The following is a 26,302-nucleotide window of genomic DNA, read 5'->3' as shown; positions in this document are numbered from 1 at the left end:
AGGTCAACAACTCACCCTCTATTGCGGCCTTAATTCCACGACATTCTCAGCGCGATGCTGATCGATCATCGCTTCGAGACGGGCGGCAAGTTCGCTCAGACGATAGGGTTTGCGGACGACCGTCTCCTCGCTGAGCAACTCACCAAATGCCTGCAGGTCGGCATAACCACTTGCAAAAAGGACCGGCATGTCCGGCGCAATCTCTCGAGTTCGTCGCGCGAGTTCAACGCCCGACATTGCCGGCATGGCGATATCGGTCAGCATGATACTGAACGTGGCCGAGGATAGATGCCGCAAGGCCTCTTCACCCGATGCCGCCGCGGTGACGATGCAGCCGATGTCTTCGAGCATTGCGGCGCAGACTTCCCGCACACCGTCATCGTCGTCGACGAGCAGCACCTGCAAACGCTCACGCCGAGGTGGCTTGGCGGGGCAGGCGTCGGGTTGAACAATCATCGCGTCAGTCCGCGGCAGGTAGATCGAGACTGTCGTCCCCTGCCCCTCGGCACTCTCGATGCGAGCAGTGCCTCCCGACTGCTTGGCGAAGCCGTAGAGCTGCGACAGGCCGAGGCCGGTACCGCGCCCCTGTTCCTTCGTCGTAAAGAACGGCTCGAACGCTCTCGCCTTCACCTCAGCTGACATGCCGGTTCCGGTGTCCGACACGATGATCGCCACATACTCGCCGGGCGCGAGGTCTGTAGACAGCGCCAGCGGGACGCGATCGACGTTAGCCGTGGCGATTGTCAGCCGTCCGCCAGCCGGCATCGCGTCACGAGCGTTGAGCGCGAGGTTGAGAATAATGACCTCGATTTGTGTCTTGTCGGCCAGCGCATTCCAGAGCTGCGGATCGAGCCGGGTCTCGATGCGAATGTGCGGCCCGATCGTCCGGGCCATGAGATCGCCCATATTGCTGATGACGTCGTTAGGGTTGAGCGGAGTCGGCTGCAGCCGTTGCCGCCTCGAAAAGGCCAGTAGCTGGGAAGTCAGCTGCGCCCCTCTTTCAGCTGCTTGCAGCGCATTGCGGGCCAGCTTCCGCAGCCGCTCATCGTCCGTTCGCCGAAGCAACAGGTCGAGCGAACCGACTACAGCGGTGAGCAAATTGTTGAAGTCATGCGCCAGACCGCCGGTGAGCTGTCCGACAGCCTCCATCTTTTGCGCCTGAACAAGCCGCTCTTCCGCTCGCTCACGCTCGGCAATTTCGGCGGTGAGCCGGTCGTTGGCTTGGGCAAGGTCGCGCGTGCGATCCTTGATTTTCGTGTCCTGCGACGCCGCGAGCTCGCGAAGGTCGCTTGTTAATCGATCCAGCTCCTCCAGCCTGGCGCGGGCGTCATACTGCCTGTGCCGGACGCGCAGTGCGGACTTGCAAAGGCTCACGAGCGTCGTCGGATGGAATGGGCGTTCGAGAAATGTGACGTTGCCCAGTATTTCCAGGAACCGGCCGGCCTCTGGATTTCGCTCCAATCCTCCGCCGCGGCGCGTAAGCAGAACGAAAGGAAAATCTGACCACTCGGGTTGCGTCTCGATCCATGATGCGAGTGCCTTGAGGTCAGAATCGGTGAAGGCCTCTTCAGCGACCACGCCCAAGCCGGCGCCTCGCCCAAGCTCCAGGACCAGGCGCGGGACGCCCTTGACGACCTCCGCAACGAGCCCAGATTCGTTGAGAACCGAACTAGCGATTGCAGCATCACGGCCATGGGGCGCGAGGACCAGCGCCCGATCGGAGAGCGAACGCGTCACGCGTCCGCCGACTTCAGCAATACCTCGCGGTTATCGACGAGTTCAGGCACCCCACGAAGAACGCCTTGGAACCCGATTAGGGGCTCGCCGAGGGTTACCCCGCGACTGTCGATCACATACTCGCGGATTGTATCCTCGTGCGCGCCGGTACGTTTCTTGATGACAGAGATCGCACGGCGAACCCGGCCCACCGCTTCGAAATAGCGGAGCAGGATCACCGTGTCGGCGAGATAGGTGACGTCGACCGGCGACTTCATGTCACCGACCAAACCGTGCTGCGCGACGGTCAGGAAGGTCGAGGCGCCTTGGCGATTCAGATACTGCAGCAACTCATGCATGTGCAGGATGAGCGCCTGTTCGCCGGGCATCGCCGCCTGATACCCGTTGAGGCTGTCGATTACGACCGTCCGGGCATTATGCTCCTCGACGCAAGTTCGGACGCGCTGCGACAATTCGCCAGGCGTTAGCTCCGCCGCATCAATCTGCTCGAGCACCAGCTTCTTAGAATCGACCAGCGCCTGAAGATCGATCCCAAGTCCTTTGGCTCGCTGCTTCAACAGGCCCAATTCCTCGTCGAACACGAACATGGCGGCATTCTCGCCGCGCTTCACGGCTCCAGCGACGAACGTAAGCGCGAGCAAGGATTTGCCGGTGCCGGCCGGGCCGAGGATCAGAACGCTGGAACCACGCTCGATGCCGCTTCCGAGCAAGGCGTTGAGTTCTTGCGATTCCGACTGAAGCACTTCGCGCCGGAAGGGAGATTTATGCTCGGCCGCGACCAGGCGCGGGAACACGCGAACGCCGCCGGTCGCAATCAAGAAGTCATGGTAGCCGCCGCGATAGCGCTGGCCACGATATTTGATCACTCTCAGGCGGCGGCGCTCAGCCCCATACTCCGGAGACAATTCTTCAAGCCGGATGACGCCGTGCGCCACACTGTGCATCGTCCGATCGTTCGCCTCGCTCGAAAGGTCATCGAGCATCAAAACGGTCGCGCCGCTGCGCGCGAAATAATGCTTCAGCGCCAGAATCTGGCGGCGGTACCGTAGAGACGACTGCGCAAGCAGCCTGATCTCGGATAAGCTGTCGAGGACGACGCGCGTCGGCTTCACCTTCTCGAACGCTTCGAATATCCGGCGGGTTGTTTCTCCCAGTTCGAGATCCGAGGAATAAAGCAGGCTCTGCTGCTGTTCCTCGTCCAGCAAGCTTTCCGGCGGAACCAGCTCGAATATATCCACGCCATCCAGCGACCAGCCATGCGAGGCGGCGCCTGCACGCAATTCGTCTTCTGTTTCCGATAGGGTGATGTAGAGCGCCCGCTCGCCGGCGGCGGCGCCTGCCATCAGAAATTGGGTGGCGATCGTGGTTTTGCCGGTACCAGGGCTGCCTTCCAACAGGAACAGACGCCCGCGCGACAATCCGCCGACGGTTATATCGTCGAGGCCATCTACGCCGAGATTTGCTTTCTCTGTCTTATCGGACACTCAAAGCTCCAGTTTCTTGGTCAGAACAACGCGGTCGTAAGCCGTAACGATCCGAAATCGGATGCAGGTTTCCGACCGGCCACGATGCCGCGACCCGAATTCACATTTCAGAACCGAATTAGGCGATTTAAGTTGCGGGCTCGCCCTCGGGAGCGCCGCGCCCCAGCTTGTTCGGCAGAGGCTCGCCAAGTGGCGTGAACGCAAGACTCACGGAATTGATGCAATAGCGCTCACCGGTTGGTGGCGGGCCGTCCGGGAAGACGTGGCCCTGGTGCGATCCGCAGCGGCTGCAGACGATCTCCGTGCGCACCATGCCGTAGCTGTTATCGCGAATATATTTGAGGTGATCGGTGGCATATGGCGTCGTGAAGCTCGGCCAGCCCGTGCCGCTCTCGAACTTGGTCCCGCCGTGGAAGAGCGGGAGGCCGCAAAGGCGGCAAGTGAAGACGCCAGGCCGCTTCTCATTCAGGAAAACACCGCAAAACGGCGCTTCGGTGCCATGCTCCAACAGGACGTGGCGTTCTTCGTCGCTGAGATCGGACACCAGCTCGTGTAGCTGGACATCGGTCGGCGGCGTCAGGTCGAACGTCTCGGTTGTCGTGGCTGGGGCATCCTGCGGCATGGTGGGGCTCCTGTCGTTCGGCGCGCGTTTATCACGCGAATCGCATAGATGGGGACGAATGCGACGAAAATTGCTCTTAGTTCTGTGTGGCATGGCAAGCGCGGCGAGCGCGCAGCCTGTGAAGACGCAAGCAGAAGCGCTGGCAGACGATGCCGTACAATATGCGGCGCACTATCGCGTGCTTGGCGATGAAGCATTGCGCAGGCTGCAGGGCCAGCAGGCCAGCGCGCCCGCGACCGACGCCATTGCGCAGGAATTCGCCTCGCGGCTGGCCGGCATTTCGATCCAGCATTCGCCAGATTACCGGATCGTCGTGCTCCTAACGGGCGATGAGCCCGTTTCCGACCGCGTTGCGGACGGCGTGCCGATTGTTTTCACGACGGGCGCAAAGGCGACTCGGCAACAGGCGATCATGGCGCTGCGCAAGCATCTGATCGACCTTCGTTCCGAGCTGCCCGGCGCGCGCGGTGCCGGTTACGATCAGCGAACCGGTGAAATCGTTCTCCTCGTCACGAGCGCTGACGCGCAGAAGTTCGGCCTCGATTCGATCCGTGCTCGAGCAGAGCAACTCGGCGGGGTGCCGGTTCGCGTCCAGGTGAATGAGCTTATCGAACAAAATATGAGCGTAGACGGTGGCGGTCGCGTCGAGGGGCTCAACGCTGAAACGGGGCGCCGGAACGTCTGCACGGACGCATTCGTGGTCACCGACGGCGTTCGCACGGGAATCGCCACGGCCGCGCATTGTCCCGATGAACTAACCTACGTCGATCCGGAAGGCACGAACTTGCCACTGCCCTTCGTCGAGCAAGACGGCGTTGGATACCGGGATGTGCAGATCAACCTCAGCGATCAGGCGACTGAACCACTATTTCATTCCGATCGGGGCGCCGACTCACTGCGGCGGGTAACCACCTGGCGGAACCGCGACAGCACTAGGGCGGGCGACTTCGTCTGCCACTTCGGTGAAAGCTCCGGCTACAGCTGCGCGGAGGTCGAGCTGACCGATTATGCTCCGCCGGGCGCGCTATGTGGTGGTCCCTGCTCGCCAACCTGGATCACCGTGCGAGGGCCGAACTGCATTCCCGGCGACAGCGGCGGGCCAGTGTTCATTGGCTCCGTCGCGCTCGGTATCGCCAAGGGCGTCAATCGCGCGCCGACGGGCCAGTGCAACTTCTATTATTATATGTCGACGGACTACCTGCCGCTGCCGTGGCGGCTAATGGTCGCGGCGCCTATTAAGCGGCGATAAGGTCGCCGCGCTTCTGGCTGGAGCCGGGCACCGGCTCCGCCGGGTCGCTGCCGAGCTTCACGATACGGTTGCTCTCGTCGACATGCACCACGAGCGGCTCGAGCGCGCGCGCTTCCGCATCGTCTAGCACGGCATAACTCATGATGATCACGAGATCGCCCGGGTGGACAAGGTGCGCCGCCGCGCCGTTGATACCGATAACGCCGCTGCCGCGCTCACCTGGGATCACGTAGGTTTCGATACGAGCGCCGTTGGTAATGTCGACGATCGCCACTTGCTCGCCTTCGAGCAAGTCGGCCGCTTCCATCAGCGCGGCGTCCAGCGTGACCGAACCGACATAGTCGAGATCGGCCTGAGTCACCGTCGCACGGTGGATCTTCGACTTCATCATGATCCGCATCATCGTAACGAATCCCGCTCCTAAAGTGCGCCTAAGCGGCGCGCCCCGTACTAAATTTGCATCCGTTCGTCGAATATCAATGTTGCACTGCAATATCGCGCTTGCAGCACGCGGTGCAAATTCCCAACTTTTTGGCTGCTGACGTGGTGATCCGTCCCAAATGGCCGTCACCACGATCGAGCAACGCCCTGTAATACGGGTCTTTTTGAGATTGGCACGGCTCTTGCTCAGTAGAATGCAGGAATTTTCGCCAAGGAGTTTGAAAATGTCGGTGCAGGAAAATCACGTCGCGCTTCCGCTTCGCTCGCACACCATTTTGGGTGTGTGCGAAGCGATCGGCGAGGACTTCGGCTTCAACCCCGTGCTCCTGCGCGTTCCGTTCGCCGCGAGCGTGCTGTGGAGCCCGATGTGGGCGATCATCGCTTATTTCGCCTTGGGAGCCATCGTGCTTCTGTCACGCGTTGTTTCTCCGAAGAATCGCTCTTCCGAGGCGCCGACGGCGGTTGAGGCCGCTCCAACGCAGACGGTGGACAACCGCGACGAGATGAAACTCGCCGCGTAAAGCTTAGAAGTCGCCGCGGGCCGCTGCGCGGGCGTCGAGAAGATCGAATAGAGCGCGGTGCTGGAGAAGTAGCTGCTCCCCGCCAAAGGCCAGCGCCCGCTCGCTCGCGGCCGTTTCGGATGCCCGATGGATCGCGGTAATGACCGAGCCCTCGTCGGGCAGCGATGGCGCGGGGCATTCTAGACTGACGCGAGCCGCGGCGCGGTCAAGAAGCCGGCGGATTGGCCACCAATCGCAGACGAGCGCGGTCGCCGCGCCCACGGCGCAACCGTTACGCTCTGAGCCGGCAAGCGTCTCGAGTGCATGGCGCGCCATCTGCAGGCTGGATTCGGTTTCTGCCGCACCTGGCGTGCTCGGAAGCGGGCCGACAGCGGAAGTTAGACGGACAAGGTATAGCCGCTCCCGCTCGAAGGACTCGCTCGCGCGGTCGAGCCAGTTGCGAACTTCGCCCTTCGGGCAGCGTTGGAGCGCGATATCTATGAGGCCTGGGTGACGGCCATGAAGGCTGCACAGCAGGTGCACGGCGTCTGCCAAGTCGCGGGCCAGGTGCGGTCCGGAAGCTTCGAGCAGACTATTCAAGTGAGGATGACGTACACACCCCTCACCCGCGACGCGGGCAAGCTGCGCTTCGGCAACGCTAACCGGCTGCTGATTGACCGACCGGCTGACCGCCATTCCTCTCCCCTGCTCGAATAAGGCGAACCCTTACTCGGCACGTCCTAACGCAAGGGCGTAAAGACGAAGTTTATGGCGGCGTAAGCTTTCGCAAACACTCGTCCCGGGGTGGGACGAAAAGCCTCAGTCGTCGCGGTACGCAAGCTCGAAATTGCCCCAGCGGCGGCCCTTGACCCACAGCGGAACATAAATGTTCTTCACCGGGATTTTCTTGTCGCCGAGTTCCATCCGGTAGGTGGCGAGTGTCGCCGGCTGGTCGCTGGCAAGCGCCGTACGGGTCTGGTCGTCGATCATGATCCGACGATTGCGGCAATGCTCGTCGTTCCAGACCGGATCCGGTCCCTGCGGGTGGCTCCGCTCTGACAAATGCGTCGGCAAATAACCGTTCATGTCACCGATCGCGGTGCCGATGATGCGGTTATCGACGCCCTTCGTATGATCGAGGACAGGCCGCACGTAGTGGTCGGCGGCATCATTGAAACGAACTTCATACTGCACTGGATTGGAGCCGGGGATCACCTTGTAGTCGCGGTCGAAAACGTCATCCACCGTGAGCTCGCCCTTGTCGATCGCCGCCTCGATAGCGGCTTGAACCTGCCGGCAGGCTTCCTGAGCCTTCAGGATGAAGGGCGTGTCGTCAATCTCGGCGCCCGAGTTCGCGAGCGTGTCGAGCATGGTGTTCGACAGCATTTCAAGATGGGCCAGCCGCTTCTGCGCGGTGAGCAGCTCGCTGCCGTTGGCGCGGGCATCACCGGCAAAGTCGGTAAGGCCGGCCTTCACGCGGTCCACGCTGGTCTGAATCATGCTGGTCGAGTGGGCGATACCCTCGGTCTGACGGTCGACCATCCCGACGATTTCGCTCACCTCGCGGACAGTGTCGCTGATGGTGCCGAAGCCTGACTGGGCAGCGCGGCTGCGCTCAACGCCCGTCTTGATCTCGGTCGTCACGGCACCCGCCTCACGGGTAAGCTCGCCGATCGTCGAAGCAATCTGGCTCGTCGCCGCACGCGTATCATGCGCGAGCTTCTTCACCTCGGCGGCAACGACCGCGAAGCTGCGGCCGGCATCGCCGGCGCGAGCGGCCTCAATGGTCGCGTTCAACGCCAGCATGTTTGTCTTGCGGGCAATCGTCTCAATAGTCGACGACACCATCTGCACCTGGTTCATCGCCGAGGCGAAGCCGGCCATGCGCTCGCCGAGCTGAACGACAAGTTCGGTAAGCCCCTTGAACCCCTCGATTGTGCCTTCGATTGCCTCACGACCAGCATCGAGCTTCGCCTTGGCCTGCTCAGCGAGGAGCCGGGCCTCGTCGGTTGAATCGGAAACGCGCGCCTGGTCGCCGAGCAGGCGGCTAGTCACTTCCTCGAGCTGGTCGAGCATCTTCATATGTTCGGAGATGCGCTCGCTGACGCCTTTGACGTATCCGGCGACGTCGCTGCACTCCATCGACAAAGAGCCGCAATCCCGGGCCACGGCACGAATTGCGTTTTCAGTGACTTCCTCGATCCCCTGAGTGGCCATCGACCGCCCTGCTCCCGAAACTATTCGGAAGCGGGATACGGAGAAGCTCCTACTTCTTCGTTAACCAAGCGGCTTATGGCGCTAGTAAATCTGATAGGGCTTGCGCTCTTCGACCCAGGCCTGCTCGTCCGGCACCGTGATCGCGTCCAGGTCGCTAGGCGCCGCTTCGGGATCGTCGACCCATTCTCGAAGCAGCGACGAACCGTTGATGACGTCGATCGCGAGCTTGTCGAATTCATATTCGTACGGGAAGTCGCGCCACAGATCGTAAGCCGGATAGAGGTTGCGGATGGCCTTGAAGGCCAATGACTGCAGCCGCCACGGACGAAAGGCATCATAGTCGTAGAACTGGCCTTCGGCGTGAATGAAGACGCCGCGGTTTAGTTCACCAGCATGCTTGTGAAACGTCGGCTGGAATGAGACGTCGCGAAGCTTGCAGCCGCGAAGCCAATCCGGCGCCACGCGCTCCATCTCGGCCATCACCTTGATCGGATCGATGTCCGGGGCACCGAATAACTCCAGCGGGCGGGTCGTGCCCCTGCCCTCGCTGAGGGTCGTCCCTTCCAGCATCACGGTGCCGGCATAAGCACGCGCCATGTTGACGTTGGCAGCATTTGGGCTTGGGTTGATCCATACGCGCTCGGGCGGCCAGCCGAAGCCCGGCGCCTCGTCGGGCTGCCAGCCCTCCATCTCGATGACCCGATAATCGACGTCGAGCATGAAATGATCGATGAACCAGCGCCCAAGTTCTCCCAGCGTGAGGCCGTGACGCATCGGCATGGGCCCCGCGCCGACGAAGCTCTCCCAGCCTTCGCGTAGGATCAGGCCCTCGACCGGTCGGCCGGCAGGGTTCGGGCGATCGAGAACCCAAACGCTTTTGCCGTGCTCTGCGGCGGCTTCCAGCACGTAAAGCAAGGTCGTTACGTAGGTATAGATGCGGCAGCCGAGATCCTGCAGGTCGACGAGGATCGTGTCGAACGTGCCCATCGACTGGCCAGTTGGGCGGCGCACTTCACCATAAAGGCTGAAGACGGGCACGTTGTAGATTGGGTCGGTGAAGTCCGGCGACTCCATCATATTGTCCTGAAGGTCCCCGCGAACACCGTGCTGCGGGCCGAAGACGGCCGACACATTCAGGCCGGCGGCGAATAATGCGTCGAGACTGTGGGTAAGATCGCGGGTGACGGATGCTGGATGCGCCAGAAGCGCAACGCGCTTTCCTTCGAGTGGACGACGAAGCTCCGGCTCGTCGAGGAGCCGGTCGATTCCGAATAAGGTCATGCTCCCGTGATTAGGGAAGGTGCGCGGCGAAGCAAACGGGGTCGTGGAAGTCCGGCTTCTCGCCTTCAGGATGGGCGATCGCCCAATACGATTTGGTGCCGTTCTGCTCCTCGAGAACCGCGGCAAGGCCGAGTAGCCACGTGCGTTCGGCGGGAACAGTGATCGTCGCACCTACCCCCCACCACGTGAGGTTGTCTTCCATTCGGATGTAGGGCGCTGGATCCACCTCGGCATCGGAATGACCCGCCCGGTAGGCTGTCAGGTCGAAGGCCGCCCAATCGCCCGACGGCGCAAAATTCCATTCGCGGTAACTTTCGTCACCGTTGTCCCGAAGGAAGGCCTCGAAGCAGGTCGTTTCCCAAAGGCCCGAGGCTCGTTTCGGCTCCTCCGAGACGGGAATGACGAAGCGGCTGGCCGGCGCGCGAACGCCGAACCAGATGTTCGCCGTTGCCACCGTCCCAAGCGACCCAGCATAGTCGACGCTTGCCCAAATTTCGAAGGGCGGGTTCGCCGGAGGTGTCGTCGGGTGCGGCACCAGGTTGAATTGCATGCCCATGCAGTAGCAGCCTCTCGAGCATCAGGCTAAGCGGCAAATATGAACGAATTCCGCTCTTCTTTGCTTAAGCTCCTCGACGAGCGCGGCTACATCCACCAGTTGACGGACGCGGAAGCGCTCGACGCCCTCGCCGATCGTCAGGTGGTTCCCGGCTACATTGGTTTCGACGCCACGGCCTCCAGCCTCCACGTCGGAAGCCTGTTCCAGATCATGCTCCTGCGCCGGATGCAGCAGGCCGGCCACAAGCCGATCGTGCTCATGGGCGGCGGAACTACCAAGGTCGGCGATCCTTCCGGAAAGGACGAGAGCCGTAAGCTGCTTACAACCGAGGAAATCGACGCCAACATCGCCGGCATCCGCAAGGTCTTCGAGCGTTTCCTGACCTTCGGCGACGGCCCGACCGACGCCATCATGGTCAACAATGCCGACTGGCTCGACGAGCTGTCCTACATCCCATTCCTGCGTGAGGTCGGACGGCACTTTACGATCAATCGGATGCTGACCTTCGACAGCGTGCGCTTGCGGCTCGACCGTGAGCAGCCGCTGACCTTCCTCGAATTCAATTACATGATCCTCCAGGCCTACGACTTCATGGAACTGTCGCGGCGTGTCGGATGCCGTCTGCAACTCGGCGGATCGGATCAATGGGGCAACATCGTCAACGGAATCGAGCTTGCGCGGCGCATCGACGGGACCGAAATCTACGGTGTCACAAGCCCGCTGATCACCACCGCGGATGGCGCCAAGATGGGCAAGACGGCGCAGGGCGCCGTGTGGCTCAATGAGGAGCTTCTGAGCCCCTACGATTACTGGCAGTTCTGGCGGAACACGGCCGATGCCGACGTCGGACGGTTTCTCCGCATCTACACCGACCTGCCGCTGGAGGAGATAGCGCGGCTCGAGAGCCTTCCGGGCGCGGAGATCAACCAGGCGAAGATCGTGCTGGCGACAGAAGCTACGACAATGCTACACGGCAAGCAGGCGGCGGAGGCCGCTGCGGTCACGGCGCGAGAGACCTTCGAAGGTGGCGGCGCGGGCGCCAACCTGCCGACGCTTACAACCGGCGCCAGCGTGTCCGTCCTTGAAGCGCTCACCGGCCTCGGGTTCTGCGCGTCGAACGGTGAAGCCAAGCGCAAGATTGCAGAGGGTGCGGTCAGGATCGACGATCAGGTGATCAGCGACCCGTTCCTTGTCATCCCGGTTCCGCGCAACCCGGTCAAAGTCAGCCTGGGCAAGAAGAAGCACGGCCTGCTCGTCAGCTAGCCGCTCCTGATCAGCCCGACGGCCTGGTCGCGCTCGAAAAGATAAAGGCAGATCCTCGCTGCCTGCCCACGCGGGCCAGCAAGGCCGCCGTCCCGGTCGAGAAGCAACTGCGCGTCGCTCTGGGCGATTGGCGCAAGTGCCTCTACGTCTTCGGGCGTGGCGACACGAAAGGCTTCCTCCCCTGACTGGCGAGTGCCGAGGATTTCGCCGGGGCCGCGCAGGCGCAGGTCCTCCTCGGCGATGCGAAAGCCATCATTGGTTTCCCGCATCAGCGCGAGCCGGGCGCGGCCGACGTCCGTGAGTGTCTGCCCACGGATGAGCAGACAAGTGCTTTTTCCCGTTCCGCGTCCCACCCGACCGCGAAGCTGATGTAGCTGCGCGAGGCCGAAGCGCTCCGCTCCTTCCACCACCATCAAGGTTGAGTTCGGAACGTCGACGCCAACCTCGATAACGGTTGTGGCAACGAGCACCGCCAGTTCTCCCGATGCGAAGCGGCCCATGACCGCGTCCTTGTCCGGCCCCTTCATGCGACCATGGACAAGGCCGATCTTCTCCTCGCCGAACCGCTGGCGAAGCAGACGCGCACGTTCGCCGGCAGCGGCTGCGTCGCTCTTTTCGCTCTCTTCGACAAGCGGGCACACCCAATAGGCTTGGCCTCCGTTCGAGATATGGCGGCCCACGCCATCGATGACCTCCCCGAGCCGCTCCTCGCTGATCACGCGCGTCTCAACCGGCGTCCGGCCAGGCGGCATCTCATCGATCCGGCTTACGTCCATCTCGCCATATTGGGTGAGCGTTAGCGTGCGCGGGATCGGTGTCGCGGTCATGACCAGCAGGTGCGGGGTCCGCTCCGCCTTAGACGCCAGCAACAGCCGCTGCGAGACGCCGAACCGATGCTGTTCGTCGATCACTGCGAGCCCGAGGTTCTTGTAGGCCACCTTCTCCTGAAAGATCGCGTGCGTACCTACCAGGATATCGATCGAGCCGTCGGCCAAACCCATCAACACGCTCTCGCGCGGGCGACCCTTTTCCCGCCCGGTCAGGATCGCGACCCGAACACCGATGCTGTCCAGCTGCTTCTGCAAGGTCGCAAAGTGCTGACGCGCGAGGATTTCTGTCGGTGCTAGCAGCGCAGCCTGGGCGCCGGATTCGATCGCGGCGAGCATCGCCAGGAGCGCGACCAGCGTCTTGCCCGACCCCACATCGCCCTGGAGCAACCGCAGCATCGAAGACGACTGCGCCATGTCGCCATGAATCTCGCCAACCACGCGCCGTTGCGCGCCCGTCAATTGATACGGGAGCCGCAGCTTTGCCGTGAGTTCACCGGTACCGGGAAGGGGCACAGTTCGATGCCGCCGTTGCGATTGGCGCAGCAACAGCAACGCGAGCTGATTGGCGAAGATCTCATCGTAAGCGAGCCGTTTCCGCGCGTCGGCCGATCCGGGCTCGCGGTGAATGAGCGCGAGCGAAGTCCGCCAAGCGCTCCAGCATTCACGCGCGGCAAGGCTCTGCTCAATCCATTCCGGCAGCTCCGGCGCGCGTTCGAGCGCAGCCGCGGCCAGCTCGCCCATCCGCCGGTTCGTTAGCCCTTCGGTTAGCGGATAAACGGGCTCGCGCAGCGCCGGCGCCGGTCCTTTCCCTGGCTCGGCGACTTCAGGGTGAATGATTTGCCACTCGTCACCGTAAGCCTCGAGCTTGCCGGATATGATCCGATTCTCGCCCATCGGCAGGCTCCGCTTCGCCCAGCCCGGATTGTTGAAATAGATGAGGCTGATGGTGTTGCCTTCGGGATCCGACGCGAACACGCGCATCGGCCCCCGGCCCGACCGGCTCTCACGCGTCTGATAGGGCGTAAGCTCGAGGATCACATTGTGCCCCAGCAAGGCAGGGCTAGCGGCCGGCACCTGTATCCGCTCGATCGCACCCGTCGGTAGATGATAGAGCACGTCGATCACGCGCGTCAGGTCGAGCCGCTTCAAAAGCTTGGACACCTGCGGCCCGACGCCCTTCAGAACCTCGACTTCGGCGAAGACCGGGTTGAGAATTTCAGGACGCATGCGCAGTTGTTAACAGCGCAATCGGCGCTCGCAATGGCGCGGTCGACTTACTAAATGGAACCTATGCTCTCCGACCCTGAACTGAAGCGCCTGCATTGGCGCGCGCATCATCGCGGCACGCGTGAAGCCGACATGCTCGTGGGCGGCTATTTCGACGCGAACCACGCATGGTGGAGCGCCGAGCAGCGCGCCCTGTTCTCGGCAATGTTGGAAGAGCAGGACGTCGACATCATGGCCTGGGCACACGGAACCGCCGAGCCGCCGGAGCGCTTCTCTGGTCCGATGATCGATCAGCTCAAGACGCTCGATTACATCCGGATTTCGCGGTGACGGAGCCGCTGCAGCGCGTTCTCCGCGCCGATCAGTCGCTGACGCTTGCTGGCGTGCCAGCGGGCTTTCTCCCGTGGCTGGCGGCCGATCTCGCGCGCGCCGCGCATGGCGGCAGCAAGGGTGGCCGTGCGGTAGTTATCGCCGCTGATGAGGCCGCGATGAGAGCGCTGGCCGAGACGGTGCCGCTGTTCGCTCCGGAAGTTGAGGTCCTGACGCTGCCGGGCTGGGACTGCCTCCCCTACGACCGTGCTTCGCCGGCGTTGCGCGTCATGGCCGAGCGTCTTGCTACGCTGAATGCGCTGCAGGCGAAGCGCGACAAGCCGCAGTTACTCGTCGTCACTGCAAGCGCGGCGACGCAGCGTGTCCTGACACCCTTTCGCGTCCGTCAGCTCACGCGGAAAATCGCCGAGGGCGACCAGATAAAGCGAGAGACGCTCGTCCAGCAGTTGCACGCGCTTGGCTACCAACGCGCGGACACGGTCGCCGAGCATGGGGAATATGCTGTTCGCGGCTCTCTGATCGACGTTTTCCCGGCAGGTGCCGAGCAGGCGTTGCGGCTCGATTTCTTCGGGGACGAGATCGACAGTCTTCGCCGCTTCGATCCGTCCGATCAAAGGTCGACGGACAAGGCGACCTCATTCACCCTAATGCCGGCGTCCGAAGCCCTCCTTGATGAGGAGAGCATCAAGCGCTTCCGCTCACGCTATCGTGAGAAATTCGGCGCGACGTCGACGCAGGACCCGCTCTACCAGGCCCTTTCTGAAAGCCGCAGATTGGCCGGGATGGAGCACTGGCTGCCGCTGCTCGAAGAGAAACTGGCGACCCTGTTCGATCACCTCGGTGAGAATGACATCGTCGTTCGCGACACCGGCGCCGACAAGGCGATCGAAAGCCGTCGGGAGGCGATCGAGGATTATCATGCGAACCGCGTCCGCGCGATGGAGGGGGAGCCGGGCAGCTATCGCCCGCTCGAGCCCGACAGCTTGTATGTTTTGAACGGCGCTTGGGATGCGATCGTGGACGAGCGCGCGATCCATCGCGCCTCGCCATTCCCCGAGCCTGAGTCCAAGAACACCATCTCTTTCGGCGTCGAGCCGGCTCGCGACTTCGCGCCGGAGCGCGCGCAGCAAGCTAACGTCTACGAAGCGGTAACCGCGCATGTCGGAAAGCTGCGCAAGGCCGGGGATAAGGTGATCTTGGCGAGCTACACGCGCGGGGCGCGGGAGCGCCTTGCCGGCCTGCTTGAAGATCATGGCCTGAAATCGCTCAAACTGGTCGATACATGGCAGGAGGCTCTGGGCGCCAAGAGCCAGGCGGCGCTGCTGGTTCTTCCGCTGGAGCATGGCTTTACGACGCCGGACGTCGCGGTGCTGACCGAGCAGGACATGCTTGGCGACCGGCTCGTCCGCCGCCGCAAGCGCCGCAAGGCCGCGGACGCTTTTCTTCAGGAGCTGGCGTCGCTGTCGCCGGGCGACCTCGTCGTCCACCAGGACCACGGCATTGGCCGTTACGAAGGGCTGACGCAGATCCCGGTCAGCAAGGTGCCGCACGACTGCGTGGCGCTCGAATATGCACGTGGCGACAAGCTCTATGTTCCCGTCGAAAACATCGAACTCCTCACGCGCTACGGCAGCGAAAGCGAGGGCGTGAACCTCGACAGCCTCGGCGGCGAAGCATGGCAGCGACGTAAATCTCGGATGAAGGAGCGGATCCGTGAGATCGCGGGCGAGCTGATCAAGACTGCGGCGCTTCGTGCCACGCGCGCCGGCGTCATCGCTGAGCGCGACGCCAGCTACCCGCAATTTGTCGACCGCTTCCCATACGACGAGACGGACGACCAGGAACGCGCGATCGAAGACGTGCTGGGCGACCTCGAAGCGGGCAAGCCGATGGATCGGCTCGTCTGCGGCGACGTGGGGTTCGGTAAGACCGAGGTTGCGCTCCGGGCCGCGTTCGTCATGGCGATGTCGGGCAAGCAGGTCGCGCTGGTCGGCCCGACCACACTCCTGGCACGGCAGCATTATTCGAACTTCGTCGAGCGGCTGCAGGGCTTTCCGATCAATATTGGCCGGCTTTCCCGCCTGGTTCCCGCAGCCGAAGCGAAAAAGACCAGGGAGGGACTTGCCGACGGCTCGATCGATATCGTGATCGGCACGCATGCCATCCTGGCCAAGAGCGTGGAGTTCAAGCGGCTGGGCCTCGTCATCGTCGATGAGGAACAACACTTCGGCGTGGCCCATAAGGAGAGGCTAAAGGCCCTCAAGGCGGACGTGCATGTCCTGACACTGACGGCAACGCCAATTCCCCGCACGTTGCAAATGGCGATGTCGGGCCTGCGCGATCTCAGCGTCATCCAGACCCCGCCGGTCGACCGACTTGCTGTGCGGACGTACGTGACCCCCTTCGATGGCGTCGTGCTGCGCGAAGCCCTGCTTCGAGAACATTATCGCGGCGGGCAGAGCTTCTTCGTTGTTCCGCGCGTCGCCGACCTTCCCGACATGGAGGAGTGGCTTACCGAACAGGTGCCCGAGGTGAAGTTCGTCACCGCACACGGACAGATGAGCCCGACAGAGGTCGAGCAGAAGATGAGCGCATTCTACGACCGCAAGTATGACGTGTTGCTCTCGACGACGATCGTCGAAAGTGGGCTCGACATTCCGAGCGCGAACACGCTGATCGTCTATCGCTCCGACCGCTTCGGTCTGGCGCAGCTGTATCAGCTTCGCGGCCGCGTGGGCCGGTCGAAGACGCGGGCTTATGCCTACCTGACGATGCCGGCGAACCGGTCGATCACCGAAGCGGCACAGAAGCGGCTGCAAGTCTTATCCGAGCTCGACAATCTCGGCGCCGGCTTCCAGCTTGCGAGCCACGACCTCGACATCCGCGGCGCGGGCAATTTGCTCGGCGACGAGCAGTCTGGTCACATCAAGGAAGTCGGATTCGAACTCTACCAGTCCATGCTGGAGGACGCGATCGTCGACCTCAAGGCCGGCGGATCCGCTCGCACCGAGGAATTCACGCCGCAAATCAGCGTCGATGCGCCGATCATGATTCCGGAAGAATATGTCCCCGATCTCGACTTGCGCATGGGCCTGTACCGGCGCCTCGGCGAGCTCGAGGATCGTCCCGCGATCGATGCTTTTGCCGCTGAGCTGATCGACCGTTTCGGGCCGTTGCCGGCCGAAACAGCCAACCTGATGAAGATCGTCGAGGTGAAGCTGAATTGCCGCAAGGCGATGATCGCGAAGCTCGACACCGGGCCGAAGGGCGCCGTCGTGACGTTCGCCGACGGTGGCTACCCCGATCTGAAAGGTCTGTTCGACTACATCGACCGGTTGAAGGGTTCGGCGAAGTTGCGGCCTGACAGCAAGCTGGCGGTCACGCGCGACTGGGCAACTCCGGACGCTCGGCTAACCGGGGCATTGCAGCTGTCACGGGGCCTAGCGCGGACGCTGGCCGCAGGCGAAGCAGCGGCGAAAAAAGAGCTGGAACCGGCTTAGGCGGCAGCTTCGACCTGCACGGCCGCGACAAAGCGCGTCAGTTCCTCGTGCGTCAGTGCTCCGGCGCCGATGAAGCCCTGATAAAGGTCGCAGCCCCATTCGGCGAGAAGGGCCAGCTGGGCCGTGCTTTCCACGCCTTCAACGACGACCTTGAGCCCAAGCTCGCGGGCAAGGCGGATCATAGCCTTCACCACAATGCGGTCGCGCGACCCGCCAACGATGTGCGTAATTAGTCCACGGTCGATCTTCAGCATGTCGAGCGGCAACGTCGTGAGGTAGGCCAGGCTCGCATAGCCGGTGCCGAAATCGTCGATTGCAATGGTGACGCCCATATCCCGCAGCCTCGCCAATCGGTCGGCAACGGCCGATTGGTCGATGAGCAGCGCGCTTTCGGTAATCTCGGCGGTGACGCGCGCCGGATCGATGCCGGCGGTGGAAATCTCATCGAGAAACCATTGTTCGAAATTCTCGCGCGCCAGATCCTGCGGCAAGAGGTTGATTGAGATCTTGAGGTCCTTGAGGGGGCCTTCCCAAGCGGCCGCGCAGCGAAGCGCCTTGCGCTGGACGAGCCGCGACAATCGCTCGTCGAGCCCCGCCGCTGACGCGCGGGCGAAGAGTGCCTCGGCAGACGTGACGACAGGCGAGCGCGCAAGCGCCTCGGCACCGACGATCCGGCCCGTGCTCGGCTCGATCAAAGGCTGAAATAAGACCTCGATCTGCTCGTGCGCAATCGCGCCTTCGAGCATCAGGTCGCGGACCGGGTCAGCGGACGTCGGTGTTGCCCGATCCGACGCCCGCCTACCCCACTCAAACATCGTATCCCACCCATGCATGCAGAGAAGGTCTAACGATCGCCTTGGGGACCCGGAAGCGGCACCTCGTTGCCCGACCCGAAACGGCACAGTGACGAGGTCGTCTTCGCGCCCTATGTTCCGGGTCGGAGAAACGGTTTTGGCGAGGTACTTCGGTTGAACGCGGATGCGCCCAAATCGCGAGGGAATGCGAGGCAGGATTTGCGCAGCCTCGGGATCGGCCTGCTGTCATCGCATACCGAGGCCGCAACGGCCGCTGAAACCCTCCTTCGCGAGCGATATGAGTTCGCCTCGACTGACGACGCGGAAGTGTTGGTCGCGCTGGGCGGTGACGGCTTCATGCTGAGCACGCTGCACGGGATGCTGGAAACCGACGTCCAGAAGCCAGTGTTCGGGATGAACCGGGGCACCGTCGGCTTCCTTATGAACGACTGGCGTATCGACTGCCTGCAGGAGCGGATCGCAGCGGCGAAGGCGATCCGAGTGGCGCCCCTCGAAATGCGCGTCACGACCGTCGCAGGCCACACTTCGGTCCACGCCGCGATCAACGAGGTGTCGCTGCTTCGCGAAACACGACAGACCGCGAAGATCGAGATCAGCGTCAACGGGCGCGTCGCGCTGCCTGAGCTCGCCTGCGACGGCGTACTCGTTGCGACGCCTGCCGGCTCTACGGCCTATAACTTGTCCGCACGCGGTCCCATCCTGCCGCTTCAGGCCAAAATGCTTGCATTGACTCCCATCAGCCCGTTCCGGCCCCGCCGTTGGTCTGGTGCAATCCTGCCCGACGATACGGCCGTATGCTTCCGGATCCTCGAGGCGGCGAACCGTCCGGTGTCCGCAGTGGCTGACCAGATCGAGGTGCGAGAAGTTGCTCGGGTGGAAGTTCGGCTGGACCGCGAACGGTCCCTCACGTTGCTGTTTGACCCAGAGCACGCGCTCGACGAGCGGATCGCGATGGAGCAGTTCGCGACGTGATCATTTCGCCAACACCTGTGTCGCTTGGGCACTTGCCTTTAAGGAAGTGTCCGCTATCTAGCCCGCCTGCCCGCTAGGGATGCTCCCCGATAGCTCAGCGGTAGAGTAGGTGACTGTTAATCACTTGGTCGTTGGTTCGAATCCAACTCGGGGAGCCAATCTTTTCCGGCGAGAATCGCACCGCTCGTGAGCGCTTGCTCAGCTGGTTCGAAAGGTGCCGACATGGACAAGCTAACTGGCGGATGCCTTTGCGGCGACGTCCGCGTCACGGCCTCCGGCCAGCCCTACCGCGTTGGACTCTGCCATTGCCTGGATTGCCGCAAGCACCATGGCGCGCTTTTCCACGCATCCGGCATCTTCCCTGACGAAGCGGTTGAGATCGATGGCGAAACTACCACCTTTGGCACACGTCACTTCTGCCCCCGCTGCGGGTCGTCGGTTTTCTCGCGGAGCGGCGATGAGATCGAGATTAGCATCGGGGCGCTTGATGCACCGGACCGCCTGATGCCGACCTATGAGCTTTGGACGATCCGCCGGGAATCATGGCTGCCGCCCCTCCCTCTCGCCAGGCACCATGAGCGCGACCGCCCTGACGGTAGCCGGTCCGAGGACTGAACCTCTCGTTGACTAATGTGCCGCAGAGGCAGAGTCTCGCATGTCTGGAGTTCGCTTATGACCATCGCTTTGACGATCTTGATTCTGGCCGCGCAGTCGGGCGCGAACGCACCGGCAGTTGGCGAGAAGCCAAAGCTTGTCTGCCGTGAGAGCGAGCAGGACACGGGAACGCACATCCGAGCGGGACGCCGCTGCAAGACGGCCGAGGAATGGGATCGCGACGATATCGAGAAGCGCACGAAAGCGACCACCATGCGTGTCACCACAGGCCAGGGCGACGCCCTGACCAAGCAACCGCCTCAATAGCCGGACTCAGTCCTCGTGCCCTGACCGCCACAGAGCGCCGGTCAGCGGCTCCATGATGTACTGAAGCGCCGTGCGCTTCCGAACCGTCAGCACCGCTTCGACGGGCAGGCCGGGCCTTAGCTCGCCATTGCCGATCGCCTCACGAACGCGCTTCAACTCCGCTTCGGGGACGACAATCTCTGTCCGGAAATAAGACCGGCCGGTCTTCTCATCGGTGAAGCTGTCGGCCGACATCGTGCGGACCACGCCTGTAAACAACGGCAACGAACGGTTGTGGACACTCTGGAAGCGAACCTGAGCATGCTGCCCCGCGAAGACATCGTCCGCGTCGGTCGGCTGCAGCTGCGCCTGAATGACGAGTTCCTTGCCGTCCGGAACGATGTCCATCAACTTCTGGCCTGCGGCGACGACACCACCGACCGTAAAGACCGTGAGGCCGACGACCTGGCCAGTCGCCGGAGAACGCACCTGCGAATGCTCGAGCTGTTCACGAGTGGCAACGAGCTTCGGGAGGGTCTCTGAAAGCTTGCTCTGCGTATCCTTGAGGTCGGTCTCGATCGTCGAAAGACGGTCGCGCGAGACGCTGAGCGACTGCATGCGGGTCTCGCCAATACCTTCGCCGGCGCGGGCGAATTCGGCAGTCATCTGCGCTTCCTGGCCCTTTAGGTCGGCTTGCGCACGCTCAAGGGCGCGGACGCGGTTGATCGAGGCGTAGCCCTTGGCCGCAATGCTCTTCAGACCGTCAAGCTCTTCACCGATCAGCCGTTGCTGCTCGACCAGCGCCTGACGCTGCTTCACATAGCCGCCCTGTTGCTGAACGAGCTGCTGCGCGCGCTGGCCAAGAACCGATTGCTGTGCGGACACCGAGCCGGAACGCGCATGCATTTCCGAACGCTGGAGTTGCATGACCTGCGCCGCAAGTTCGCGGTCGGCAGGAGAGAGCGAGGCGAACTCGGCTGGCGCGGCAAAGTCGCGCTGACCAACCCGCTCCGCGAGCAAGCGCGCGCGCTGCGCAAGAAGCATCAAATAGTCGCTCGTAAGCGCGCGCTCGGCCGCCTTGAGCTCAGGCGCCGACAGCTCGATCAGCACATCACCTGCCTTCACATGCTGGCCTTCGCGAACGTGAATGGCCGTCACGACGCCGCCGTCGCGATGCTGGACCGTCTGCCGGTTCCCGGCGACGGCGATCACACCATGGGCGTTCACGCCTGCATCAAGCGGTACGAAGGCCGCCCAACCCAAGAAGATGACGAAGAACAGCACCGCGACGATCATGCCGAAGCGGATTTCCTGCGAAGGATCGCCAGCCTCGCTGTGCACCGGCGCTGTCAGGACAATCGCGTCGCTCATGCTGCATTCTCCGCACGCTTGGGCCCGGTCAACCTAGCCACCACATCCTTGGCCGGCCCGATCAGCTTGGGCCGTCCTTCCTCCATGACCAGCAGACGGTCGACCGCCGCAAGCACGCCCTGGCGATGCGCGATGACGATCACCGTCGCCTTGCGAGCGCGTGCCTTCGCGATCGCCGCGATCAGCGAGGTTTCGCCGGCCTGGTCCAGGAAGGCGTTGGGCTCATCGAGGACGATCAGCTTCGGATCGCCGTAGAGCGCACGAGCCAAAGCGACGCGCTGCGCCTGGCCGGCAGAAAGACCGGCCCCCATCAGGCCGAGCGGCGTGTCGTAGCCTTGCGGCAATTGGAGGACGAGTTCGTGGACGCCCGCCTCCTTCGCAGCCTTGACCACGGCTTCGTCGATGCGCTTCGCGTCATCGACATTCGAAGGACGCTCAAAACGGGAGATATTCTCCTTCAGCGTGCCGTCGAACAGCGATGGCTCTTGGGGCATGTAACCGATGTGCCGGCCGAGATCGTCCTGGTCCCAATCGGTCAGCCGCGCACCGTCGATGCGGACCGTTCCGATGGTAGGCTGCGCGGCGCCGACGATGATCCTGCCGAGCGTCGTCTTGCCGGAACCGCTCGGGCCGATGATGCCGAGGATACTGCCCGGGTCGGCCCGGAAGGTCAGGCCAACGAGAATAGTGCGACCGTCACGGCCACGCACGCCAACTTCCTCAACCTCGAGCACTCCTTCCGGATCGGGGAGAGCAGTGTAGATGCGTGGCTCTTCCAGCGTTTCGAACGACTTGTTGAGTCGGCGGATGGCCGAGCGCGCTGCTGCGAGCGACGCCCAGGCGCCGATGATGCTCTCAATCGGCTGGAGCGCACGGCTAAGTAGCACCGACGAAGCGATGATCGCACCCGCCGAGATATCGCCTGCAATCGCCAGCAAGGCGCCAAGGCCGAGCGCGGCGGACTGAACGAACATGCGGAGGAATTTGCTGGTCGCGGTCAGCCGGCTGCCGGCGAACTGCGCATGAAGCATATTCGCAAGGCCGATCCGGCGGTGGCCCAGCTGGCGTTCGACCATTGCGCCGGTCATGCCGAGCGCTTTCACGGTCGTGCCATGCGTCGCGGCGGCCTGCTGCGAATTGGCCGCGGACACCATCGCGGTCGTCGCAATCTCCATGCTCTTCTGGGTGGCGCGCTGGTTCGCAAAAGCGACGGACACCAGCAGAATTGCCGAGATGATCGCCATGATGCCGATCCAGAAATGCAGCATGAAGGCGACGAGCAGGAACACCGGCGTCCATGGAAAATCGAAGATCGCCGCGATGGCGGGCGTTGCCATGGCCGTGCGGACGGAATCGAAATCGCGCATGGCCTGGCCAGCCGAAGCGGAATCAGTCGCCATCATCTGACGCAGGATTCGCGGCGCGATCAGGGCGTCCATGCGCTGGCTGGCGCGAACCAGCAGCCGATTTCGCACCATGTCGAGGATCGAAAGCGTCAACAGCGACAGTGCCAACGCCATCGTGATGAACAGTAAGGTGGTCTTGCCCGCGGTCGGAACGACGCGGTCATAAACCTGCAGCATGTAGATCGTCGGCGCGAGGTAGAGGATGTTGATCAGCAGGCTGAAGATCGCCGCAGCCATGAAATGGCGGCGGCAATCGGCGAGCGCGTCGGCGAGGACTTTGGGCACTTCCTGTCCCAGAATCTTCACGCCGGATCCCCTGCAGCACGGCTTGGCCGTGACCGCCTACGATTTGCCAATGACATGAAATCCCCTACCCGAACGACGGCAGCCTGCTCGCCCATCTCGCCCAAGCCCTTATTTTTGCACCAAAATCAATGCAGAGTCGAGACTAGTCCCGGACTGGGACAAAGCGTCATCCTTCGAGCGCGGCCATCAGCGAGGCGTTGCCGCCCGCTGCCGTAGTGTCGATGCAAGTTACTCGCTCCGTTGCGAAGCGCGCCACATAATGCGGGCCGCCGGCTTTCGGGCCGGTGCCGCTCAGGCCTTCGCCACCAAACGGCTGACTTTCCACCACCGCGCCGATCTGGTTGCGGTTGACGTAGAAGTTGCCGACGCGGGCATGCTCCTCGACATAATCACGAACCGTGTCGATGCGGCTCTGCAATCCAAGGGTCAGTCCGTAACCAGTCGTGTTGATCGCCTCGACGACCTTATCGAGCTCGTCGCCGGCGTAACGGATGACGTGAAGAACTGCGCCAAAGTTTTCGCTGTTCAATTCGCTTAGCGACCGAATTTCATAAAATGCAGGAGGAACGAAGTATCCGTTCGCTGCCTCCTTCGGTGGCTCCAGCCGACGGATCTTCTTCGCGTTCTTGTCGAGCCACTCGATGTGCTCATCGAGCACCTTCTTGGCCGGTTCGTCGATAACCGGGCCAACGTCGGTCGCAAGGTCGGACGGATCGCCGACCTTCAATGCATCCATCGCGCCAGCGATCATCTTGATCATGCCGTCGGAAACATCTTCCTGGACAAACAGGACGCGCAAAGCCGAGCAGCGCTGCCCGGCGCTCTGGAATGCCGAGGAGATGACGTCGCGCGTCACTTGCTCGGGCAGCGCAGAGCTATCCACGATCATCGCGTTCTGGCCGCCGGTTTCAGCAACGAACGGAATGATCGGGCCATCACGCTCGGCCAGCGTCCTGTTGATCCTGCGCGCAGTTTCCGTCGAGCCAGTGAATACTACGCCAGCGACCAGCGGATGCGCGGTCAACGTACCACCCACGACGCTGCCGGACCCGGGCGCGAGTTGGACCACATCTTTTGGAATGCCGGCCTGATGCATTAGCTCGATCGCCAGGGCGGCGATCAGCGGGGTCTGCCCGGCGGGCTTGGCGATAACGGCATTGCCCGCAGCCAATGGCGCCGACACGAGGCCGGTGAAGATGGCCAGCGGGAAGTTCCACGGCGAAATGGCAGCGATCACTCCGCGGCCATGTAGTCTCAGCTCGTTCAGCTCTCCGGTCGGACCCGGAAGTGGAAGCGGCTTTGTGAACTGGCGACGCGCTTCCGAGGCGTAGAAGCGCAGGAAATCCACCGCTTCTCGCACTTCGAGCACGCCGTCGATGAGGGTCTTTCCAGCTTCGCGCGTGCAGAGCGAGAAGAACTCTTCCGCATGGGCTTCATAAAGGTCTGCCGCTCGCTCCAGGAGCTGCGCACGCTTCTCTCCACCAAGCGCATCCCATCCTACCTGTGCGGCGTGGGCTACGCGGACCATTCGATCGACCTCATCGACCGTCGCTTCGAACGTGGTCCCGACCGTCACACGTTGATCGTGGGGCGACTTGATTGCCCTGCCCTCGCCCTTTCCAATTCCCGGCTTCGCGACCCAGTTGCGGGATTCGAGCGCTTTCAGACGTTCCAGCAAAGGTTCGCGCACCAAAGGATCGCTAAGGTCGACACCGGCACTGTTGCGGCGTCCGGCGCCGAAGAGGCTCGTGGGCAACACAATCTTCGGATTGCGCTTGGGGTTGAGCGCATCGAGCTCGGCCACCGGATCGCGGACCAGCTCGTCGAGCGAAACCTGTTCGTCGGCGATGCGGTTGACGAAGCTGGAATTCGCGCCGTTCTCGAGCAGGCGGCGAACGAGATAGGCAAGTAGCTCCTTATGGCTGCCAACCGGTGCGTAGATGCGAACCGGAGTACGCTTGTCTCCGATGCCGTCCTCGAGCCGCGCGAGCTCCTCGTAGAGCTCTTCGCCCATGCCGTGGAGGCGCTGGAACTCGAACTCGCGCTTCCCAGCCAGCGCTTTCACCTGGCCGATCGTGTTCGCATTGTGCGTCGCGAAGGCGGGGTAGATCGCGTCATTCGCATCGAGCAGCTTCTTTGCGCAGGCGAGATAGGAGACGTCGGTCGCCACCTTACGCGTGAAGACGGGATAGTCGGTTAGTCCACCGACTTGGGCCGCCTTGATTTCCGTATCCCAGTACGCGCCCTTAACGAGGCGGACCATGAGCTTGCGGCCATGCGCCCGCGCGGCGGCAATGACCCAGTCGCACAGGGGCGCCGCGCGCTTCTGATAGGCCTGGAGCGCAATGCCAAAACCGGCCCATCCGCTGGCGAACAACTCGTCGTCGGCAAGCAAGGCCTCGAACACATCGAGTTGAAGCTCGAGCCGATCCGCTTCCTCCGCGTCGATGGTGAAGTGGACGTCCGCCTTCGACGCCTTGAGTGCCAGCTCGCGGACGACCGGGATCACCGCCGCCAGCGCTTCGTCGCGGTGGGGAAATTCGAACCGCGGATGGAGCGCCGTCAACTTGACGGAAATACCAGGCGAGCGGCGGAAGCCATCCTTCGCCTTCGTCGCGATTGTTTCGAGCGCGCTGCGATAGGAGGCGGCGTAGCGGTCGGCGTCGACGAAGGTCTTCGCCGCCTCGCCAAGCATGTCGAAGCTGTGACTTAGGCCTTGCTTCCGCTCCGGCGCCGCGCGCTTTAGCGCTTCGTCGATATCCCGGCCGAAGACGAAGTTGCGGCCGAGAATCTTCATGGCCTCGCGCACGGCGGTTCGAACCACCGGCTCGCCGAGGCGACCGACGGCGCGGCCGAGCGCTGCCTTCCAATTGTCCGAACGATCCTGGGCGCCTTCAAGCACCCGGCCCGTCAGCAGCAGCGAGAAGGTCGCCGCATTGACGAAGCTCGAATCCGAACGCCCAAGCTTGTCCGACCAGTCGGCGCCCGAAAGCTTGTCGGCAATCAACTCGTCGGCGGTGTGCGCATCGGGAATGCGGAGAAGCGCCTCGGCAAGGCACATCATCGCGATGCCTTCGTCGGAGCCCAGATCGTAAGTCCGAAGGAACGCATCGACGCCAGACGGCTTGTGCGCCCGCACGCCCTTCACGAGCTCGCGGGCGATGGCCGTCGCCTCGCCGAGCGTTTCAGGCGCGAGCTTCGCCTGCTGCAGGCGCTCCTCAACGACCCGCTCTTCGTCAGGCCGATAGGCGCGCCTTAGCGCGGTGCGATCGACTGGCTGGACCACGGGGCCCGC

The 26,302-nt window shown here is 62.9% G+C and carries 21 protein-coding genes and 1 tRNA gene; 9 read left to right on the top strand and 13 right to left on the bottom strand.

The annotated features are described in order from the left end of the window. Positions 1-18 precede the first annotated feature (18 nt). The 3 genes from ABD704_RS01235 to msrB form a co-directional block, all read right to left on the bottom strand. Positions 19-1,737, bottom strand: a complete 1,719-nt coding sequence (locus tag ABD704_RS01235; RefSeq protein WP_344697874.1) for a response regulator — start codon at positions 1,735-1,737, stop codon at positions 19-21. Continuing rightward, positions 1,734-3,221, bottom strand: coding sequence for an ATPase domain-containing protein (locus ABD704_RS01230; RefSeq protein WP_344697873.1), 1,488 nt, complete (start codon positions 3,219-3,221; stop codon positions 1,734-1,736). The genes ABD704_RS01235 and ABD704_RS01230 overlap by 4 nt, the downstream gene beginning before the upstream one ends. 127 nt (positions 3,222-3,348) lie before the next feature. Next, the gene (gene msrB, locus ABD704_RS01225) at positions 3,349-3,843 is read right to left on the bottom strand and encodes a peptide-methionine (R)-S-oxide reductase MsrB (protein WP_344697872.1); all 495 of its coding nucleotides are present in this window, start codon (positions 3,841-3,843) and stop codon (positions 3,349-3,351) included. 118 nt (positions 3,844-3,961) lie between these two features. On the opposite strand from msrB, the gene ABD704_RS01220 reads away from it, so the two are divergent. Then, positions 3,962-5,092, top strand: coding sequence for a chymotrypsin family serine protease (locus ABD704_RS01220; protein ID WP_344697871.1), 1,131 nt, complete (start codon positions 3,962-3,964; stop codon positions 5,090-5,092). Here ABD704_RS01220 and panD read toward each other — a convergent pair. Next, positions 5,079-5,495 (bottom strand): aspartate 1-decarboxylase, encoded by a 417-nt coding sequence (gene panD / locus ABD704_RS01215; protein ID WP_344697870.1) that lies wholly within the window; start codon positions 5,493-5,495, stop codon positions 5,079-5,081. The two genes, ABD704_RS01220 and panD, sit on opposite strands and share 14 nt — an antisense overlap. Before the next feature lie 262 nt (positions 5,496-5,757). On the opposite strand from panD, the gene ABD704_RS01210 reads away from it, so the two are divergent. Beyond that, positions 5,758-6,054, top strand: coding sequence for a PspC domain-containing protein (locus ABD704_RS01210; RefSeq protein ID WP_344697869.1), 297 nt, complete (start codon positions 5,758-5,760; stop codon positions 6,052-6,054). A gap of 3 nt (positions 6,055-6,057) precedes the next feature. Here ABD704_RS01210 and ABD704_RS01205 read toward each other — a convergent pair whose 3' ends face one another. From ABD704_RS01205 to ABD704_RS01190, 4 genes are all read right to left on the bottom strand, one after another. After that, positions 6,058-6,729, bottom strand: a complete 672-nt coding sequence (locus ABD704_RS01205) for a DUF6975 family protein (protein ID WP_344697868.1) — start codon at positions 6,727-6,729, stop codon at positions 6,058-6,060. Between the two features lie 123 nt (positions 6,730-6,852). After that, positions 6,853-8,250, bottom strand: a complete 1,398-nt coding sequence (locus ABD704_RS01200) for a methyl-accepting chemotaxis protein (RefSeq protein ID WP_344697867.1) — start codon at positions 8,248-8,250, stop codon at positions 6,853-6,855. Between the two features lie 81 nt (positions 8,251-8,331). Continuing rightward, on the bottom strand, positions 8,332-9,531 hold the full coding sequence (locus tag ABD704_RS01195; protein ID WP_344697866.1) for an exo-beta-N-acetylmuramidase NamZ family protein: 1,200 nt from the start codon (positions 9,529-9,531) through the stop codon (positions 8,332-8,334). A gap of 10 nt (positions 9,532-9,541) precedes the next feature. Then, the gene (locus tag ABD704_RS01190; RefSeq protein ID WP_344697865.1) at positions 9,542-10,087 is read right to left on the bottom strand and encodes a DOMON domain-containing protein; all 546 of its coding nucleotides are present in this window, start codon (positions 10,085-10,087) and stop codon (positions 9,542-9,544) included. Between the two features lie 39 nt (positions 10,088-10,126). On the opposite strand from ABD704_RS01190, the gene tyrS reads away from it, so the two are divergent. Next, positions 10,127-11,350 (top strand): tyrosine--tRNA ligase, encoded by a 1,224-nt coding sequence (gene tyrS / locus ABD704_RS01185; protein WP_344697864.1) that lies wholly within the window; start codon positions 10,127-10,129, stop codon positions 11,348-11,350. On the opposite strand, the gene recG is transcribed toward tyrS, so the two are convergent. After that, on the bottom strand, positions 11,347-13,407 hold the full coding sequence (gene recG, locus ABD704_RS01180; protein WP_344697863.1) for an ATP-dependent DNA helicase RecG: 2,061 nt from the start codon (positions 13,405-13,407) through the stop codon (positions 11,347-11,349). The two genes, tyrS and recG, sit on opposite strands and share 4 nt — an antisense overlap. 63 nt (positions 13,408-13,470) lie before the next feature. On the opposite strand from recG, the gene ABD704_RS01175 reads away from it, so the two are divergent. Both ABD704_RS01175 and mfd read left to right on the top strand, forming a co-directional pair. Then, complete coding sequence (locus ABD704_RS01175) at positions 13,471-13,737, top strand: FAD assembly factor SdhE (RefSeq protein WP_344697862.1); 267 nt, start codon at positions 13,471-13,473, stop codon at positions 13,735-13,737. Then, positions 13,734-17,237, top strand: a complete 3,504-nt coding sequence (gene mfd / locus ABD704_RS01170) for a transcription-repair coupling factor (RefSeq protein WP_344697861.1) — start codon at positions 13,734-13,736, stop codon at positions 17,235-17,237. Before ABD704_RS01175 ends, mfd begins: the two co-directional genes overlap by 4 nt. Here the strand turns inward: mfd and ABD704_RS01165 are convergent. Then, a complete protein-coding gene (locus ABD704_RS01165; protein WP_344697860.1) occupies positions 17,234-18,052 on the bottom strand; it encodes an EAL domain-containing protein in 819 nt (272 codons plus the stop codon). The genes mfd and ABD704_RS01165 overlap by 4 nt on opposite strands. A 198-nt stretch (positions 18,053-18,250) precedes the next feature. Between ABD704_RS01165 and ABD704_RS01160 the strand changes: the two genes are divergently transcribed. From ABD704_RS01160 to ABD704_RS01145, 4 genes are all read left to right on the top strand, one after another. Beyond that, a complete protein-coding gene (locus ABD704_RS01160; protein ID WP_425565445.1) occupies positions 18,251-19,024 on the top strand; it encodes an NAD kinase in 774 nt (257 codons plus the stop codon). Between the two features lie 83 nt (positions 19,025-19,107). Further along, a tRNA-Asn gene (locus tag ABD704_RS01155) sits at positions 19,108-19,182 on the top strand. Positions 19,183-19,246: 64 nt separating this feature from the next. Beyond that, complete coding sequence (locus ABD704_RS01150; RefSeq protein WP_344697859.1) at positions 19,247-19,639, top strand: GFA family protein; 393 nt, start codon at positions 19,247-19,249, stop codon at positions 19,637-19,639. Between the two features lie 57 nt (positions 19,640-19,696). Then, a complete protein-coding gene (locus tag ABD704_RS01145) occupies positions 19,697-19,945 on the top strand; it encodes a hypothetical protein (protein WP_344697858.1) in 249 nt (82 codons plus the stop codon). Between the two features lie 6 nt (positions 19,946-19,951). On the opposite strand, the gene ABD704_RS01140 is transcribed toward ABD704_RS01145, so the two are convergent. The 3 genes from ABD704_RS01140 to putA all read right to left on the bottom strand — a co-directional run bounded on the left by ABD704_RS01140 (position 19,952) and on the right by putA (position 26,293). Continuing rightward, the gene (locus ABD704_RS01140) at positions 19,952-21,295 is read right to left on the bottom strand and encodes an HlyD family type I secretion periplasmic adaptor subunit (protein WP_344697857.1); all 1,344 of its coding nucleotides are present in this window, start codon (positions 21,293-21,295) and stop codon (positions 19,952-19,954) included. Beyond that, positions 21,292-23,007 carry a type I secretion system permease/ATPase gene (locus ABD704_RS01135; RefSeq protein WP_344697856.1) on the bottom strand — a complete coding sequence of 572 codons (1,716 nt, stop codon included), beginning with the start codon at positions 23,005-23,007 and terminating at the stop codon, positions 21,292-21,294. The genes ABD704_RS01140 and ABD704_RS01135 overlap by 4 nt, the downstream gene beginning before the upstream one ends. A gap of 166 nt (positions 23,008-23,173) precedes the next feature. Continuing rightward, on the bottom strand, positions 23,174-26,293 hold the full coding sequence (gene putA, locus ABD704_RS01130; protein ID WP_344697855.1) for a bifunctional proline dehydrogenase/L-glutamate gamma-semialdehyde dehydrogenase PutA: 3,120 nt from the start codon (positions 26,291-26,293) through the stop codon (positions 23,174-23,176). Positions 26,294-26,302 lie beyond the last annotated feature (9 nt).

The organism is Sphingomonas limnosediminicola, assembly GCF_039537965.1.
Taxonomy (GTDB): Bacteria; Pseudomonadota; Alphaproteobacteria; order Sphingomonadales; family Sphingomonadaceae; genus Sphingomicrobium; species Sphingomicrobium limnosediminicola.
Note: the sequence above shows the minus strand (reverse complement) of the source record. Positions and strands in the feature narration are given on the sequence as shown.